Annotated in this window: 13 protein-coding genes and 2 pseudogenes; 5 read left to right on the forward strand and 10 right to left on the reverse strand. The window is 60.3% G+C overall.

All coding sequences use genetic code 11. From position 1 onward, the window contains the following. A partial coding sequence (locus JQ627_RS37290) for a TCP-1/cpn60 chaperonin family protein (protein ID WP_283817169.1) occupies nucleotides 1–501 on the forward strand: 501 nt, incomplete at its 5' end. Between the two features lie 444 nt (nucleotides 502–945). On the opposite strand, the gene JQ627_RS37295 is transcribed toward JQ627_RS37290, so the two are convergent. The 3 genes and pseudogenes from JQ627_RS37295 to JQ627_RS39455 form a co-directional block, all read right to left on the reverse strand. Beyond that, nucleotides 946–1155, reverse strand: a complete 210-nt coding sequence (locus tag JQ627_RS37295; protein WP_212102307.1) for a hypothetical protein — start codon at nucleotides 1153–1155, stop codon at nucleotides 946–948. Continuing rightward, a complete protein-coding gene (locus JQ627_RS37300) occupies nucleotides 1152–1376 on the reverse strand; it encodes a hypothetical protein (RefSeq protein ID WP_212489319.1) in 225 nt (74 codons plus the stop codon). Before JQ627_RS37300 ends, JQ627_RS37295 begins: the two co-directional genes overlap by 4 nt. 1016 nt (nucleotides 1377–2392) lie before the next feature. After that, a pseudogene (locus JQ627_RS39455) lies at nucleotides 2393–2643 on the reverse strand (IS110 family transposase); the annotation flags it as partial. Nucleotides 2644–4056: 1413 nt separating this feature from the next. Here JQ627_RS39455 and hemC point away from each other — a divergent pair. Next, nucleotides 4057–4992 carry a hydroxymethylbilane synthase gene (gene hemC, locus JQ627_RS37305; RefSeq protein ID WP_212489347.1) on the forward strand — a complete coding sequence of 312 codons (936 nt, stop codon included), beginning with the start codon at nucleotides 4057–4059 and terminating at the stop codon, nucleotides 4990–4992. Nucleotides 4993–6891: 1899 nt separating this feature from the next. Here hemC and hemA read toward each other — a convergent pair. The 7 genes and pseudogenes from hemA to JQ627_RS37345 form a co-directional block, all read right to left on the reverse strand. Next, the gene (hemA, locus tag JQ627_RS37310) at nucleotides 6892–8121 is read right to left on the reverse strand and encodes a 5-aminolevulinate synthase (protein WP_212489320.1); all 1230 of its coding nucleotides are present in this window, start codon (nucleotides 8119–8121) and stop codon (nucleotides 6892–6894) included. 305 nt (nucleotides 8122–8426) lie between these two features. Then, on the reverse strand, nucleotides 8427–9101 hold the full coding sequence (locus JQ627_RS39465) for a hypothetical protein (RefSeq protein WP_249143716.1): 675 nt from the start codon (nucleotides 9099–9101) through the stop codon (nucleotides 8427–8429). Nucleotides 9102–9108: 7 nt separating this feature from the next. Continuing rightward, nucleotides 9109–9342: a DUF6894 family protein gene (locus tag JQ627_RS37325; RefSeq protein WP_212489322.1), complete on the reverse strand. Its 234-nt coding sequence runs from the start codon at nucleotides 9340–9342 to the stop codon at nucleotides 9109–9111. A gap of 140 nt (nucleotides 9343–9482) precedes the next feature. Next, nucleotides 9483–10004 carry a redoxin domain-containing protein gene (locus JQ627_RS37330; protein ID WP_249143717.1) on the reverse strand — a complete coding sequence of 174 codons (522 nt, stop codon included), beginning with the start codon at nucleotides 10002–10004 and terminating at the stop codon, nucleotides 9483–9485. A gap of 64 nt (nucleotides 10005–10068) precedes the next feature. Further along, a pseudogene (locus JQ627_RS39880) lies at nucleotides 10069–10236 on the reverse strand (host cell attachment protein); the annotation flags it as partial. 178 nt (nucleotides 10237–10414) lie between these two features. Further along, on the reverse strand, nucleotides 10415–12283 hold the full coding sequence (nhaA, locus tag JQ627_RS37340) for a Na+/H+ antiporter NhaA (protein WP_212489323.1): 1869 nt from the start codon (nucleotides 12281–12283) through the stop codon (nucleotides 10415–10417). Nucleotides 12284–12314: 31 nt separating this feature from the next. Further along, on the reverse strand, nucleotides 12315–13382 hold the full coding sequence (locus JQ627_RS37345) for a sensor histidine kinase (protein WP_212489324.1): 1068 nt from the start codon (nucleotides 13380–13382) through the stop codon (nucleotides 12315–12317). 977 nt (nucleotides 13383–14359) lie between these two features. Here JQ627_RS37345 and JQ627_RS37350 point away from each other — a divergent pair. The 3 genes from JQ627_RS37350 to ccoO all read left to right on the forward strand — a co-directional run bounded on the left by JQ627_RS37350 (nucleotide 14360) and on the right by ccoO (nucleotide 17505). Then, nucleotides 14360–14737, forward strand: coding sequence for a cytochrome c family protein (locus tag JQ627_RS37350; RefSeq protein WP_212489325.1), 378 nt, complete (start codon nucleotides 14360–14362; stop codon nucleotides 14735–14737). A 372-nt stretch (nucleotides 14738–15109) separates the two neighbouring features. Continuing rightward, nucleotides 15110–16768: a cytochrome-c oxidase, cbb3-type subunit I gene (gene ccoN, locus JQ627_RS37355; RefSeq protein ID WP_212489348.1), complete on the forward strand. Its 1659-nt coding sequence runs from the start codon at nucleotides 15110–15112 to the stop codon at nucleotides 16766–16768. A 5-nt stretch (nucleotides 16769–16773) separates the two neighbouring features. Beyond that, nucleotides 16774–17505, forward strand: coding sequence for a cytochrome-c oxidase, cbb3-type subunit II (ccoO, locus tag JQ627_RS37360; RefSeq protein WP_212489326.1), 732 nt, complete (start codon nucleotides 16774–16776; stop codon nucleotides 17503–17505). Nucleotides 17506–17507: the final 2 nt, after the last annotated feature.

Raw genomic sequence — 17507 nt, forward strand, 5'->3', positions numbered from 1 at the left:
ACCGAGGTCGAGGTGAAGGAGCGCAAGGATCGCGTTGATGACGCGATGCATGCGACCCGCGCGGCTGTCGAGGAAGGGATTCTGCCGGGCGGCGGCGTTGCGCTGCTCCGTGCTTCCGAGCACCTCAAGGGCATTCGCACCAAAAATGATGACCAGAAGACCGGCGTCGAGATCGTGCGCAAGGCGCTGTCTTACCCGGCCCGCCAGATCGCAATCAACGCCGGCGAGGATGGCTCGGTCATCGTCGGCAAGATCCTCGAAAAGGATCAGTACGCCTACGGCTTCGATTCGCAGACCGGCGAATACGGCAATCTGGTCTCCAAGGGCATCATCGATCCGACCAAGGTGGTTCGAGTGGCGATCCAGAACGCGGCGTCCGTCGCCGCGCTCCTGATCACCACCGAAGCCATGGTGGCCGAACTGCCAAAGAAGAACACCGGTGCGGGCGGCATGCCTCCGGGCGGAGGCGGCATGGGTGGCATGGGTGGTATGGACTTTTAGGTCCGACATTCGGAGACCAACAATAGAAAGGCGCGGCAGCGATGCCGGGCCTTTGCTGGTTTCCCGGCCGTCAGCCGGGCCCTAGCGCTGGCGCACCGGGGACCATTTCTCCTCAGCGCGGCCGCGCCCCGAAGTCGACGGACCTACCGGGCTTGACCGGGATGCGGCGCGGATGCCTCCAGGGCGACATCCCGTGACGCAGAACGGCGGGGCACAGCGACGCTGCGATGGCGAGCTTCGTGCTCGTTCGCTGCATGTCCGGCACACGGCCTAGAGCGGTGCAATGCGGTGACGGGGCGAAGATCCGAGAGGGGTCACTACCGGACTCATGCACCGCAAACAATGACTTACTCGATCGGCAAGACTTGGTGGCTATCGAACGGTCCCAGTCAGTAGTTGCAGCCTTTAAGCGGTTCAACGCAACCGGGGAACCGGCTTTCCACCCTAAGCTCCCCTGCCATCCTGTTTGCCGATCACACAGCGCCAGCCCGCCAGGCGTTCTGCCGGGTGCAGGTTCATCCACTCGGCGAGCTGCGGCGCACCCATCAGGCAGGACTGCATCGAGACGTCGGCGAGGTCCGAGGTGGTGACGGTCTGCTCGTGGCAATTTGCCGGAGAGGAGAGACTACAGAGTACGGCGATGATCTTGATCACGGCTGGAGAGCCCCATCGCTGCGATGAGCATTTGCACGGATGATCTTGATGGCCTTGGCCACCGTGCGCGGATGCAGGCCTAGCACGTGAATCACTTCCTTCTTCCTGCAGCCGAGATTCCACTTGAGGTAGCCGCGCACACGCTCGAGGTTGAATGCCTCCAGCTCCTTGGAGCCGGAGCGCAGGTTCAGCGCTTCAATAGTACTGAATTCGAGGAACATGTTTGAAGCTCCCCACCCGGTCATGCACACCATTCGCGTTCGGCGCTAGCAACCGATGAAGCGAATGCTTTGGCCGCATCAGCATGCGAAGCTTTCTCAGCTCGCCGCTCGTAGTCGTCGGCAAGGGCCTTCAGCTGACCCGCAATCGCTGAGTCGGTCATGGTTTGGGCTGCGCGGAGCAACGTCCGCGCTGTCTCTAAATATGCCTTGCCTCGTTGTGAGATATGGACCATCACAAAGACCTCGCGCGGTGCTCTGGCAGCTGTTTGAAGATGACCTGGAGCCAGCCCGCCCAATTGCGGTCACTTTCCCTGCGAGCTCTGAAGCGATCGACGCACTTCTTGGAACAAAGAGGTGTTCGCCACGAGTAGTGCCGGACGAGACCAAACTTGCCTTGACAAACTGCGCATCGCGCGGCACGGCCAGATTTAATGCTTTCGGAGCAGTTAAGCATTGTAGTCTCCTCTTGGCTTTATCGAAGCTGTTGTCGATCACCCTTTTTCACTGTCGCACTTGATGAGCCTGTGCGCCTTTCCAACGCATGCAGCCTAAGACGATTACGATCAGCAGCTCAATTGAACGTAGGTAATCGTCCGGCATCTAGTGGGGGTGACGGAACGATACGAAGGTTTAGGGCGCTCCCCGTTAAAGCCGACCACTTCCGCAATGGATCTTGGTTGTGTAAAAACGCCTTCGCGGAAGTCGGTGAGAAGCCAGCACCGGCTCAGTCTCAGCCAACGATCGTAGCCATCAGTGGCTTGGCCCCGCCGATGTTCATGACCCGCGTGAGATTGGCCAGGACCGATTGCGAATCTCCCCTCTGTGCTAAGCGCTCGGAACTACAAGCCGGAGCAAGAATTCGTCCCGGCAGGAACCTTTCGAATGCTGATGACGAAGCAACAACGGCCAACGATCCTCGCGCTGGAAGGATGGGCGCAAAGTGCCCCTCAGGAGACCGGCGCTATCCGCGAGTGTGAAGAACACGGCTAGGCGCAGGATCGCGCTGATCCCCACGCTCGATGAAGTATCAGACGGCTCCATTGCTCGATCGTCTTGGTCGGCACGAACCGCATGGTGGGTCTCCTGACCGCCTCGCAAATCGCTTCCGCATACGTTGTGTCGTTCTTCTGCCGCTTGACGTAGGGCTTCACATAGGCCGGAGGCATCAACCGCGCCAGTGCCCCAATGTCTCCAGCTCACGGGACGAATAGTGCGATGACGCGCAAGTCTCGATCCTCACAAGACAGGGCGGTAGCTTCTGAAAAAAACCGTCACCGACCGCCGCTACTGCTGAATGGCGACCTCATGTTGTCTGAGTTATTTTCGAACAATCCCACCGGCGCGGCCGCGCGTTGTGCCTGACTAACTAGCTGGCAACGCCCGTACGCATCGAGCTCGGGTGGGGTTGCATCGTTATAAGCGCGACCCGACTGGTGATGGCCTCGACCGGTGCGCACACGATGCTCCGACGCAGCGGCCATTTGGACCGCTGATCCGGTAATCAGAAACGCACGGAGAATAGTGAGAGCTGCTTTTCGCATCGCGCCGACCACGGCGGCGCTGACGTAGATCTCTTGTATCGGGAACGACTGCTCTCTCCAGTCTGAGATGTGCCGCATACCGGCACACGAACCTTCACCGAAAGAAAGGGGCCCGCCCGTGTCTCCACAAGCGGACCCAAGTCTAGGGAGGAAGACGCCCAAGGAGGGCAGCGATAGCGGTGGAGGCCTGGGGGTTTGGCGGGGGGCGCTACCGCATGGGCTACACATAAGAGCATCGCAATCCGCGACTCAATTGAACGTAGGGACGAGTCAGGCATCCAAAGGGACTGCGGGACCGAGACCAAGGTTTATGACGCTTCACGTTATGCGAGGTAACTCGCGCTTGATAGCGCGCCTGTCCCCGGAGCCGATCGCCCTAGCGATAAAACACAGCCAGCTTCATCAACGGGATATCGATAGCGTCCGCGAGCCCGCGCGCGTGTCTTTGGAAGTTGCGACGCGCCACTTACTGATTGATCGATGTCGCTCGGTCGAGGTACGACGTTCCTATCAGTAGCAAGGCTTAGGGTGCGCTTATCCTAAACCTAGGTGTGCTCTTCTCAACCGAAGTACCATAGGGATCACCCCTCTGTGCAATGGTTAGGACCATTTCTCTGTGACTACACTTGGGTCTAACCGCGCCGATGTGTCGGACACGAGACAAGAGCAAGAGTTCACCGATGAGATTCATAGATGCGACCGTGTTGTCAGGTCTTGCTCGCAAGACGGCTAAGCCAGCCTCCGACTTCGCCGCAGGCTTTCACAATCTCATCATGGACGTGCGCGACTGTTACCGACCCGGGCTGCACTACATGCGTGGTCCCGGCCCCAGATGGCGCGCCAAGCATCAGACCTGGCTACGACTTGATTCTGAAGCCGTGCCACCGCCCGAGCGGCAACAGCCGCAGCCGGTGTATATACGCCCTTGCGACTCGGCTAACCCGGTCCGATAGCCGGGCCAAGGTTCCGACATGTTCGTCATGCGGAATTTCCTGTCTGTCCTCTCGCTCTCGGTTATGCCATCACCAGACCACCACACCAGAGTTCTGCCGTGCGGCGAAACGAGCAGGCGCCGATTTTATAGCCACTTACGCAGCAATAGAAGTAGGCGAACTACTCAAGAAGCAAGAGGTTTGATCGTGGAAATTCGGCTGGGTAGCAGGCGAAGTGATTTGGCCCGCTGGCAAGCCAATCACGTCGCCGATCTTATTCGTAGCGTCGAGCCGGCCGCTGAGGTACGAATGGTCTTCGTTAGTTCCGTTGGCGACAAGGATCGACGGTCGGAGTTTCAGCAGATTGGCGGCATCGGAGCATTCACGAAGGAGAGCGAAGACTCGCTTCTACGCAACGAAGTTGACCTGGTCGTTCATTCCCTCAAAGATCTTCCGACAAAATTGCAGCCCGGCTTGGTATTGGCGGCCGTTCCCAAAAGAGAGGATCCTCGCGACGCGATTTGTGGCGTCACACTAGACCAGCTACGACCGGGGCTGCGCGTCGGCACCGGATCAATTCGTCGCAAAGCTCAACTTCTCGCTCTATGCAGTGGTCTGGATATTCGACCCATCCGTGGGAACGTTTCTCCAAGGCTGCGTAAGGCAAAGAACCGAGAGGGAATAGATGCGACTCTATTGGCAGCGGCCGGGTTGTCCCGGCTAGGATTGCTACATGAGGCCTCACAGATTGTAGACGCGCATATTTTCCCGTATGCAGTCGGCCAAGGCGCCCTCGCGGCCGAAGCTCGCGAGGGGGATACGGCACTTATAGCGCTGCTTCAAAAGATTGAAGACCGGCAATCGCGCACCGAAGTGGATGCAGAGCGCGCATTGATGAGAAGCCTCGATGCGGGTTGCAGCCTACCCATCGGGGTCTCTGCCACATGGCTTGCCGGGACATTAATGCTTCGAGGACAGGTGACTCATCCGGATGGCCAAACGAAGATTGCCAATGAAAGCGTGGGTCGGGCCGATCAAGCGGACGCAATAGGCAGAAGTCTCGGGCATAAACTTCTTCAGCAAGGTGCGGAGGAGATATTGAAGGCTGTGCCTCGTACCGTGGAGGAGCAAAGGCCAATCTGAATTCGCTTCCTGGCATGACGACTTTATGTTCTTGGGAAGCCAATATAACCGGCAGACCGCCAGAACGCCGCATCGGTTTCAGCGAGACAGTTGCAAGGCGCGAAACCTGCCCAACCGCCCGAAACGCAAAGCTATCGGCCGCGTTTGCCGCCCAGCGCGCGAGCACTCATCCGCAATTCGTGTCGAGCGCGTCAAGTCGTATCTCGGCTTAAGCGCATGGTAAACCCTCATCCGCCAAGCCGGATGGGTCAAGGCCGCGCAGCGCCCGCAGGGCTTGGCCTTGATACATGCGGGCTGGTGCCCCGGAACCAAAGCTTAATCCCTAAACAACCGGCCGGAGCTACTTGCGGAGGCCAGCAAAAAACGCACGCGGATCGCGTCAGTAATGATGACGCCGCAGGCAGAAGGTGCCCTTCATACGCAGGTGTTCAGGCGCGGTGCGCAGTTTGGGATCGATTGCTATCGCGCCATTTGCGCTGCGGATCTGGCACTTCGATTTGCGGACGGCGTCGAGGAAGGACCGATTGGCGTTCTCCATCAGATGCCAACGAGCTGCGACCTGTACCGCGTGCGGCACGGCCTTTGCCGCGGCTTCGACATATCCTCCATCACAGTCCTATCGGTGGTTGCGGCTGCCAAGCCCCAGAGCATCCGCTGGAAAACTGTCGTCCCATCGCCGAGATCCCAACTACCAATGAAGACAGCTGAACGGCGCCGATACTCGCGGACTCTTCGCCGCAACATTTCCTTGCACAGGAGGACCAGATGACAGATGACCCTGTTCATCTTTTTTCCGGTAGAAGCTTTGTTTGCCCTTACTCTCAGGATCTCGATTTTTTGGCGCGATGAGATGCGCCGGAGCCGTTCCACCGTTGCACGTCGATAGTATCCACGACAGAGGCTTTTGGCGCCGTGCGGTCGATGGCAGCCTACATGCTGCGACGATCGATGTTTGAACAGCTCGGCCCTTGCGGATCCAGGGACCTGTCGCTCTTAAGGAATGACGCCCTAGTGACCCGGCAGATATGACCTGCCAGCCGCAATTCCGAATCGCGACCTTTTTACACAAGCGCGACGCCGAGCACATACATGCCGACGAGCAGCGTGAGACCGATTACACTAATGCTGAGGTAGATCTGATCCATGGCGACCTCGGGGAAACGGCGCTATTCAGTGCCTGTGATTCAAGAGACCCTCCTCTTACGCGGTCGCTGCTATCCGACATAGGACCCTTCTGCTCGCGCAATGATCCGAAGGGGAGCTGGGAAAACGTCGACGGGCGTTACGCCTCCGGCCTCTTGTTGCAACTTCCGGTTCGCGGATGCGGTTCCGCTGCGACTCTCAGTACTCAGCCGTTTAACTATTGCTATCTCAGAACGACAACCGAGGCCATGGCACGCTTGTATCGCGTTATCGTACGGAGGGAGGATCGCATCCCACAATCGGAATGGTCTGATTATACGTTGGTTTGTTCCCAGCCCGCGACGCGGTGCCCTTCTGAGCAGTGTCAGCAGTTAAGCCTCGGTGTCCTCGGTCTAATTCGTGGGCCTTTTGGATAAATCGGAGGTTGCTAATCCTGTCAGAAGCTGGATCTAATTAGATGCTATGCGCGCGCCTCATATCGCACTGACGGCCAGCTCGATAAGGCGGTGAACGCGGCTTCTACACTAAACCCTTCGCAGGCGCGATCTCCGCTCACTTGCTGATGGACTCCGTCGACATCAGCAAGGTTGCTCTCTCGGAGCCGCTTTCCGGCAGATGCTTTCCGCCCTTGCTTTGAAGACTCGGTGGCTATCTTGAGCGACAAAAAGGTAATTTTGCTCGCCGAGGGGCGCACCAACCGTCGGAAAAGCTTGCTAGCCTGAGCGCTTCTCTGCGATGCTGCCATGTGCTGGCAACCTACTTCGCTGCAAGCTCCCGATATTGTAGCGGCAAACCGAGGCGCTTCCACACACTGACCAATGCTTGAGCGAGCGCGTCAATCAGCGCGTCATCGTGATACGGCGTCGGCGTAATACGCAGCCGCTCGGTGCCGCGCGGGACCGTCGGATAGTTGATCGGCTGGATATAGATGCCGTGCTCGGCGAGCAGGAGTTCGCTCGCTTCCCTGCATTTCTCTGGATCTCCCACCATTACCGGCACAATGTGCGTGTCGGTTGTTATCAGCGGCAGGCCCGCGGCATTCAGTACGGTCTTTACCCGCGAGGCGCGGTCCTGATGGCGGTCGCGCTCCCATTGCGAGGCCTTCAGGTGCCTGATCGCCGTTGTGGCAGCCGCACAGACTGCTGGGGGCAATGCGGTCGTGAAAATGAATCCGGGGGCGCAAGAGCGCACCGCATCGATGACATCGGCACTCGCCGCGATGTAACCGCCAAGGCAGCCGAACGCCTTCGCCAGGGTACCCTCGACCACGTCGATGCGGTGCAAGGCGCCCTCACGCGCCGCAATGCCCGCGCCGGCCGGTCCGTACATGCCGGCCGAATGGACCTCGTCGATATATGTCATGGCGCCGTAGCGCTCCGCCAGGTCGCAAATGCGGCTCACCGGCGCGATGTCGGCGTCCATTGAGTAGAGCGCCTCGAACACGATCAGCTTCGGCCGCTCCCGCGCCTCCGCCGCTAGTAATTCCTCGAGGTGGCCCACGTCGTTGTGGCGCCAGATCTTCTTTTCCACGCCGGCGCGCCGCACGCCCTCGATCATCGAATTGTGGTTAAAGGCGTCCGATAGGATCACGCAGTTTGGCAGGAGGCCGGCGATGGTCGCGATGCCGGTTTCGTTAGAGACGTACCCCGAGGTGAAGACTAGCGCCGCTTCCTTGTTGTGCAGGCCGGCGAGCTCGCGTTCCAACTCAACCAGCGGATGGTTGGTGCCGGAAATGTTGCGAGTGCCCCCCGCGCCAGCGCCCATGCGGATGGCGGTTCCTACCATGGCGCCGACCACCCTCGGGTGCTGACCCATGCCGAGATAGTCGTTCGAACACCAAATCACGACCGGGCGCGGGCCGTCCGGCGAATGCCATGTTGCGTGGGGGAAACGCCCGGCCATGCGCTCGAGGTCGGCAAACACGCGGTAGCGCCGTTCGGCGTGCAGGCGAGCAACCGCCGCGGCGAAGAAATGATCATAGGTCATAGAGCAAAACCTCCTTTCCGGTTGTGGTCAACGATTGGGATTTCGCCGATCCAAATTTCCCCCATGCCCTTCCGATCCAACACCGTCGCCTATCAGGCCCTGCGAACGGGGCGGCCAGACCCCGGGGGGGGAAAGGACCGGCCGCGAAGGCCACGGCGAAGGGAGGGAGCGCCGAGCGCCCGGCACTTAGCAGTGTCGACAAGGAGCACAGCGCGAGTGAAGTAATCCAAATCTCGGCAAATCGTGGCGACTGTATGCGCAAATGCATCGAGCACGTTCGCTGCGTGAAGTGTTCCGCTTTTCACCTATGCTCCCCCGCGATCCTGATTTCCGATCATGACGCGCCATCTCGTGAGGCGCTCCGCCGGAAGTTGCTTCATCCATTCCGCAAGTTGCGGCACACCTTCCAAGCAGGACTGCATGGAGATATCAGTGAGGCCGGAGGTGGTGACGGTCTGCTCGTGGAAATTCGTCGGATAAAATGGACTGCAGAGCACGGCAATAATCTTGATCACGAGAAAGCCTCGCCACATTGAGCATTGGCGCCACTGGTCCCCAAGAGTTGCGGCCCCTTGTCCCGCTGCTCGCCGATGGGATCGATAGGCGGGAGCACGCTGTCGTATATCGCGCGCTTCTAGAATGATAAGGATGTGCTCGCGCTCGAACTTTGAGACAAGTCGGATAATCTCGCCCATGATCGCTCCCGTGGGATTGTTGACGCCGACGTTGAGGCCACCCAGGTGATCACGAAGGAATAAGGAACGCGTGACGGTCCGAATGTTGGAAGGGCGGACCTTTGTCTGGATCGGCCGAGATCGCTTAAAGATTTCTAGCCTGCACCGCTGGCCGTCCCACTCCCGTTTGCGACCAACCGGTTTCGGCCGATCGAGATGCGCACGCTCATCGACCTTGCGGCGCCGAGGCTGAAGAGAGCCTTCGCGTGTGTGCGTCGCTTTGGTCCAAAGAACCGCCAGGAGCATGGCGACCTCAATTCGGCTTTCCGAGCACGGAAGTGAAGGGCACAACGAAGAGCTCATCGCCCTGGTCGTCGCTGACATGCAGGACCCAGTCACGCCAATCCTCGAGGCTGCGCTCGCTGGTGAGGGATTGCACGACACGGGTAGCGTGATCGCGCGCCTCAGCAAGATCGTCCACTACGGCGCCGCGGCGATCGACGAAAACGTTCTTCATGTTCGAGCAGTGGAAATATACGTGGGTCATCTTCAACCTCCTTCAAATGCGACGCTTCGCCACGAAACCCCGGCGTTGCAGGTCTCCTCGACGGCGGGAATCCAAAGAAGGAATCAGCGCTGGCTTGAAGATTTCAAACCACATCCAGGTCATTATGAGTGGAAATAAGGTCATCTGCGCACCTTGCAGATTGCGCGCTGCCGAGCAGTAGTGAGGCTTAATCCCCACACTTCGTGGCTTAGGAACGCGCCAGCGCACACCAACAGCTGTGCAATCCGGCCGCCTCGGTCCCAGATAACCGTAGAAGCCAGCTTCAAGTGCGCGCGTGCTTTTGCGTTCTCGGCGACTGTCTGCTGCGAGGCACTCACAAGAGACGCGCCCCGCGCCTCGACCGATGGCGGGAGGGACTCGAATGCCTGCGAGTCGCGGTCGCACGCCGGGCACCACGAGTCAGTGTAGAAGGTAAAGAACAGCGGGCTGTGCCTGAGCAGTGTTTCCGACGCAACCTCAGGGCCGTGCTGGTCCCGCAATCGAAAGGACGGCGCGCAATTGCCTGCCTTGAGCGCGCGATCGGCCTGTCGTGTCGCGATCAGGTATTCGGTCGCGCTTCTCATCGCAACCGCAGCGTCGCGTTTGCTTGGCTTCGCCGCCGGACGGGAAGTCGCCGCAGCCGCGTTCTCGCTTTTCCTCATGTCCAGTCTTCAGTTCTGTCGAGAGCAGTAATCGTCGCCGGTAACTTTGAGTTATCTGCGCGGGTTATGACTGGGCGTCGCTGTCGAAGTGCCTGCGCATCTCCCCCAGGGTCCTGGTGTCGGAGTTGACGACCAGGTGTTCCGTGGTCCCGTCCAGGCTGAACTTGTTCAGGAACGCGGCCGTCACTGTCGCGAAGTTGTCCTCGACGAGCCGCCTGCCATCGGGTCGGCAGAGCCGGTGTGATGGCGCGCACCCGAAGCCGCCGTGATCTCGACCAAGTTCACCCCAGGGTTCAAGCCTGTGTTGTGGAACAGGGGGACCGTGTCGCCGTCAGCGACTGCTATTGTCGTACCGGTAGGCAGAATCATCGAAAGAACTCCCATTCGCGATTCGCATTAACATCGGCGGACTATGATACTTGCATGCCGGCGCTCTGCGGCGTCTCTTCGATCAGCTCCTCGCGCGAAGCTCCCCAGAGCAGGGCAGTCCCAACGACGGCGGAAAGAATCGACGCGGCGAACACGGCAATCTTGGCGGCTGAGAAGTCGGTGGCGCTTGGAAACGCCTGCCCGGCGATGAAAAGCGACATCGTGAAACCGATGCCAGCGAGGGCTCCTGCCCCGGCCAACTGCCGCCACGTATACTCCGCCGGCTTGACAGCTATGCCTGTGCGCACGGCCGCGGCGGCTGCGAGGAAGACGCCGAGCGGCTTTCCTATGGCAAGGCCGGCGGCGATCGCAGCCATGAGCGAGCCATGCCCAACAAAGACGCTCAGATTGATTGCCACGCCCGCATTCGCCAGTGCGAAGATCGGGAGAACAGCGTAGCTCGACCGTGCGCCGGCGTGTCGCAGCAGACGGTCGGCGGGCGATTCAAGTCTGTCATAGATTGAGTCGAGCGCGCGCAGCGCCGGGGTGGAGGGGCCGTGCCTGAGAACTTCACCGTCGTGCCGGGCCTCAGAGGCGATGATCGTGCTGGCCTGCGTCATCAGGGCAGCCAGGTTGGCGGGCGGTCGCGTCGGAATGAACAGCGCGAGAACCAGGCCGGCCAGCGTAGGATGAAGGCCGCCCGCGTAGACGAAAGCCCACAGCCCAACGCCCAGCAGGATGTAAGGCGAGAGAAGGTAGACCTTCGATCGGCTCAGCAGCGCCAGCGCAATCCCGACCGCCGCGGCCGCGGCAAGGTAGGCCGGGTGGATCTCGCCAGAGTAGAATACAGCGACGACGATGATCGCACCGATGTCGTCAACGATGGCCGCCGCGGTGAGGAAGATACGCAGCTCGACGGGGACGCGGTCCCCCATCACAGCGATCAAGGCAATAGCGAACGCAGTGTCCGTTGCCATCGGGACGCCCCATCCGTACGACCACGTCCCTATAGGGATGACCAGCGCATACAGAAGCGCCGGCACGACCATGCCGCCGAGCGCGGCCGCGATCGGAAGCGCGGCGGAGCGGCGGCTCGCGAGGTGGCCAACTGTCATCTCGCGCTTCACTTCCAGGCCGACGACGAGGAAGAACACCGTCAGGAGGCCATCGTTGACCCAATGAACGATTAGCATCCGAAAGGCTGCGTTGCCCAAGCTCACGCCGAACTCCTGGCGCCAAAGCGCCTCGAACGCCGGCCCGATCGGCGAGTTCGTCAAGACGATCGCCGCCACGGTCGCGAGGACGAGTAAAATGCCGGCGGACGGACCCCAGCTAGCGAAGTCCAGGGCTGCCGTACGAACACGGTGGCCGAGCGTGCCCAGCATCGCATCGACGAGAGAGCTCTCATCCCAGGGCCCGTCGTAGCGCCGCCGGTTGATGTAGAAGGTTGGCGTGAGTCTCACGCCGCTTGCGCGTGAGCTTGCGATGTCCGCCTCCACTCTCGCCCTCGCACGCCGCATGGCGTCGCTGTCGTCGTGCTCGAAGTCGGCGTTCACGCCGAGGTCGGCGGCCACCGCGACGAGGTCGTCCTCTGTGAGCTGCATCGACCTCGTCATCAGCTTGATGTGCGCGGACCAGAACGCCTCGGGCGTCCGAGCAAGCTCAGCGAGCTCGGCGGCCCGAAAGGATATGCTGTTGTCCGTGAGAGGCCGGTGGCGGAAGGCATAGCAGACGCGATCGCCAAGTTGGTCGCGTGCTTGCGCAATGCGCCCGTTGGCAGCTCTGCAGTGCGAGCAGGCGTAGCTGCCGTACTCGACGAGCGAGATCTCGGCATCGGCGGGCCCGAGCACGTGGTCCGTCTCTTGGTCGACCGGACGGTCGAGGCGGCCGGGCGGGATCATGAGTTCCATCGCTGAACCGGTCTCCAGGTGTTCGCGCTGGCTAAGACGTCGGCGTAGCTGCCACTGGGTTTACAACGTGGAATTCGCTGCCGTTGGAAGCCGCTGGGTACGCGATCTCCGTACCCTCGATACTGCTGGGGACCTCAACTGCGTGCGCGCGCGGGAGCAAGAGGCGCACGAGCGTGCCGGCACCCCGCTCGCTCTCTATAAAGACCGCGCCGCCTCGTCCTTCGGCGAACCGCTCGACCTGCGAGAGCCCGAGACCGGTTCCGCTGCCCGGAGCCTTTGTCGTAAAGTACGGAGTGAATGCCCGCGAGAGGACCTCCTCGAGCAGGCCCTCTCCATCGTCGGCGACGATGATCTCGATGAACTCCCGGGCGGCGCCAGCGAGAGACTCGACGTTCCGCGCCGCGATGGTGATCGCGCCACCGTCCGGCATAGCATCAGCCGAATTGCGGCAGAGGCCCAACAAAGCGAAGTACAACTCCTCCGGGTCGGCATTGAAAGACCATAAGTCAGGGGCGATCTCGGCGTGGACCGTGATGTCCGGACGCAAAACCCGGTCAAGCGAGCCCTCCGTCGCTGCGAGGCGGCTGCCTTCGATAAGTCCGTCGATCGACTTGGAGCCCGGCCGCGCAGCGTCGAGGACCTGCCGGGCGAGTAACGCGGCTCGCGTGATCGCCTCCTGCATTTTGCCGACGATGGCCTTTCCGTAGGCGGCATCATCCTGGCACTCGAGCAGCCGCCGGCCGCTACCGATCACGGCGAGATTGTTGTTGATATCACAGACGACGAACGGTGCAACGTCCGCTATTGCGCTCACTCTTTCCCGTCTGCGAGGGGCGACCGCGTGACGCCTGTCGGACCGCACGCAGGTGTGACGCACAACCCCCGAGACCTCGCCGCTGGACCCGACGAGCGAGATCTCCACGCACTTGGACGCAATGAGGCTGCTACCGCCATCGCGGACGCCCTGTACCGTTGCGCTCAACGCACGTTGCACTCCAAGCGTGACGCCGGCGCCGTCCGCGAGCACGACGACATCCTCCAGCGGTGGGCTTTCGACAAAGCCCGGAAATGAAACGACGATTGCCTCTTCGATTTGCATGTCGGACCTCCTGGACTGCGATCGTTCACGGAATGCCGAATCCGGCCCGTACACGAGGACGAGCGACGATGAAGATTGCGTCTTTGACGGTCGAAAGGAAAATCACCTCTCGCCATGAAGTCGATAGCCGATCGTTATAGGAATTTCTGAGGGTGCCTGGGACGCTGCCCCGGGGTACGCCGCGTCTCGCTGCGAGGACTTGCGAAACGGCACTCTTGGCGGCCGAGAAGACGTCCCTCCCCTTGGTTATCCTGCCGGCCGCGCAGCATTAGGGGCGGTTATCGAGATGAGAGCTTCACCAGCGGCTTCCGCGGCAATACCGCTAGTGCCGCTAGCGCGGTCGTGAGGCAGAAGCGCCGGCGAACGCCCCGCCGCGATCAGAATTGCGAGTATAGCCATGACGCAGGGCATCGCAGGACAGTCGACTCCGAACTCGCGGTCCGGCCTCGTAAATTTGATTGACCTCTGAGCCGAAAGAAATTGATTCCCAGAGGTTCGAGATCAAGCGATAGCGGCGGTCGTGGAGATCTGGCGCCAAGTCGCAAAGGCTCGCTCGCCGGCGGCACAACGTTCTTAGGCGACAATATCTCAGGACTATCGAATGCATGTCCAAAGGGAATTTCCAGTTTCGTCGACTATGCCCGATACTAACATGCATTGGGTCGGCCGAGGACGTGCTGCTCAAGATTGCTTGAAGCCATTCCGCCGAGCCAACTTGCCGAGTACGGGCAGCAAAGGAGCCCCCGATGAAATCACCGAAGACCGTCGGCCTGGCTGTCGCCGTCTCGCTGGTCGCTAGCACCGTGGCGACAGTCGCTTAGGTCAATGGAGCGACTCCGGCGGGCCCGACCGCGACCGGGCGTCAGGCGCACTGAGCTCCGCACAGGATACTCGCGCTTACACTCGACCACGACCTCAACGATTACCTTGCGCGGCGGCGCCAGCATTGATCCACATCTTAAAGAAGGAGTTCAACAATGAAGGACACGGAAACTGTCGGCGCGATTATCGCAGTGCTCATGCTTGCGTGCACAGTCGCTGGCCCGGGCCATGCTCAGGACGCCCAGCACGGCAAGGCCGTCTTCAAGGCTTGTGCGACATGCCATGCAACTGACCACGCCAATCGTGTCGGGCCGGGTCTGGAAGAGGTTGTCGGTAGGAAAGCGGGTACGGTTCCGGGCTTCCGCTATAGCAACGCCATGAAGAATTCCGCAATCGTCTGGGACGCGAAGACTCTCGACGCGTATCTGGAATCACCGCAGAAGGTCGTCCCAGGAAACAGTATGCCCTATGCAGGGCTGAAGGATGCGACGGATCGGACGGACCTCGTTGCTTATCTTGCTACGTTGAAGTAGCGGCACGTCGAACGAGACGTGAGCGAGACGACTCCGCCAGCAACTCTAAGAAATAGCGGATAGGCTTGTTGGTCATTTGAACGGCTTGGCTTTTGAGATGCCAACCTATCAACTCGATCCCGGCTCGCTCCCCAATGCACCTGCTGCGATGGAAACTATGCATGCCAGTCATTGGAAAAGTTCGTCGTGTACTGCGACAACTGATTAGCTTTGTCGCAGATCTTACCGAGTAACGTTGAAAGCCAGTTAGCAAACTAGTCATGGCTCCTGCCATTGGATGTCGAACCGGATTTCCGTCCTGTAACACTTCCTGACTTTTGATTTTTCCACGCGGACTGAAACGCAATTCCCGTTTTGGAGGGCAGCAAGACAATGATCGGCCAACTGACCAAGACTGAACGTCAGTACGCGCTATTGATCCTGCTCGGGCTCGCATTATGCGGATTGATGTTTGGCATAGCAGGCAACCACGATCCACTCGGCGTTCACGGCGCGCTTATCGGAGTCGCGGCACTTGTCGGAATCTTCAAAGTCATTTCGGTTTACTACGATCCCGAACCCGGCGATGAACGCCTCAACCGCTATTATGACGATCCGACGAAATTCGGCATCATCCTCACAATGATCTGGGCTGTGTTCGGCCTCTTGATCGGCGATTGGGTGGCGTGGCTCCTGGTGAAGCCCGACTTCACTCTTGATGCCGGCTGGGCCAGCTTCGGGCGGCTGCGTCCTGTTCACACCACCAGCGTACTCTTCGGCTTCGGCGGCAACGCACTGATCGCTACATCCTACTACGTATTGCAGCGGACCTCGCGCGCGCGCCTAGCCGATCAGCTCAGCCCGTGGTTCGTGCTGCTCGGCTACAATCTGTTCTGCGTGCTCGCCGTTACCGGCTACATGATGGGTATCACCCAGTCCAAGGAATACGCGGAGCCGGAATGGTACGCAGATATCTGGCTGTTGGTGGTCTGGGTCGTATACTTTACCATCTATCTGCGCACGCTCGCGCGACGCAAGGAACCACACATCTATGTGGCCAACTGGTACTACATGGCCTTCATCTTGGTTATCGCGATCCTGCACATCGTCAATAACCTCGCCGTCCCCGTCTCGTTCGGCAGCGCCAAGAGCTACTCGCTGTTCTCCGGCGTGCAGGACGCGATGACCGAATGGTGGTACGGTCACAACGCCGTCGCCTTCTTCCTCACCGCCGGCTTCCTCGGCATGATGTACTACTTCTTGCCGGTACGGGCCGGACGGCCGATCTATTCCTACCGGATGTCAATCATCAGCTTCTGGGGCATCACCTTCTTCTACATGTGGGCGGGCTCACACCACCTGCACTACACGGCGTTGCCGCAATGGGTGCAGACGCTGGGCATGACGTTCTCGCTGATGCTGCTGATCCCCTCGTGGGCGTCAGCTGGTAATGCGCTGCTGACGCTAAACGGCGCATGGGACAAGGTGCGAGACGATGCGACGCTGCGCTTCATGATGGTGGCCGCGGTGTTCTACGGCATCACCACCTTTGAAGGATCATTCCTTGCGATCCGCCCGGTGAACTCGCTCTCCCACTACACCGACTGGACCGTTGGCCACGTCCATGCCGGCGCGCTCGGATGGGTAGCGATGATCACGTTCGGATCGATCTACGCTATCGTGCCGTGGCTCTGGAAGACCGAGCGCATGTATTCCCCGCGACTCGTCGAGGTGCATTTCTGGCTCGCGCTGGCTGGCGCTGTCGTTTATGTCTTCGCCATGTGGAATTCCGGCATCATCCAGGGGCTGATGTGGCGGACCTACAATGAGAGCGGCACGCTCGCGTATACCTTCGTCGACTCGCTGATTGCGATGCATCCCTACTACATCGCGCGCGCCATCGGGGGCCTGCTCTTCCTGATCGGCGCGATTATTGGCGCCTACAACATCTGGATGACGATCAGAACCGGTATCCGCGACGTGCGTGATTCGGCGACCGACATGCCATCGCCGATGCTCGGCGGCACGACCGTCCTTGAATCGGGAGAGTAAGCCGCATGTTCGGACTGCACTATCGGCTCGAACGCAAAGCCATCGGACTCACGCTCGGCATCATTCTTGTGGCGAGCATCGGCGGTCTCGTGGAAATCGCGCCGCTCTTCACCATCCACCAGACGGTGGAAGACGCGCCCGACATGCGTGTCTACACCCCGCTCGAACTGGCGGGCCGCAACATCTACATCCGCGAAGGCTGCTACGCCTGTCACTCGCAGATGATCCGCACCTTGCGCGATGAAATCGAACGCTACGGGCCCTACTCGCTCGCCGTCGAATCGAAATACGACCATCCGATGTTGTGGGGTTCGAAGCGTACGGGACCGGACCTCGCGCGCATCGGCGACAAGTATTCCGACGAATGGCACGTCGCCCACCTTAACAACCCGCGCGACGTTCTTTCAGTTTCCGTCATGCCCGCTTATTCGTGGTTGCTGAAAACGACGTTGCGCACCGATGATCTCGGCGCGCACCTGAAGGCCCAGCGCACCGTCGGCGTGCCCTACACCGACGAGATGATTGCGAATGCGAGCAGAGACGCTTACGGCCAAGCCGCTCCGGAATCCCCCTATGTTGATGGCGTCACGCAACGCTATGGCAAGGCCACGAACGTCCGCGCGTTCGACGGCAAGCCTGGCGAGCTCACCGAGATGGACGCGTTGGTCGCCTATCTCCAGGTGCTAGGCCACCTGACCGACGCGGCGCATAAATCCGTCACGAACGCTGTGAGGTGATC

The sequence above is a fragment of the Bradyrhizobium liaoningense genome (assembly GCF_018130785.1).
Lineage (GTDB): Bacteria > Pseudomonadota > Alphaproteobacteria > Rhizobiales > Xanthobacteraceae > Bradyrhizobium > Bradyrhizobium liaoningense_A.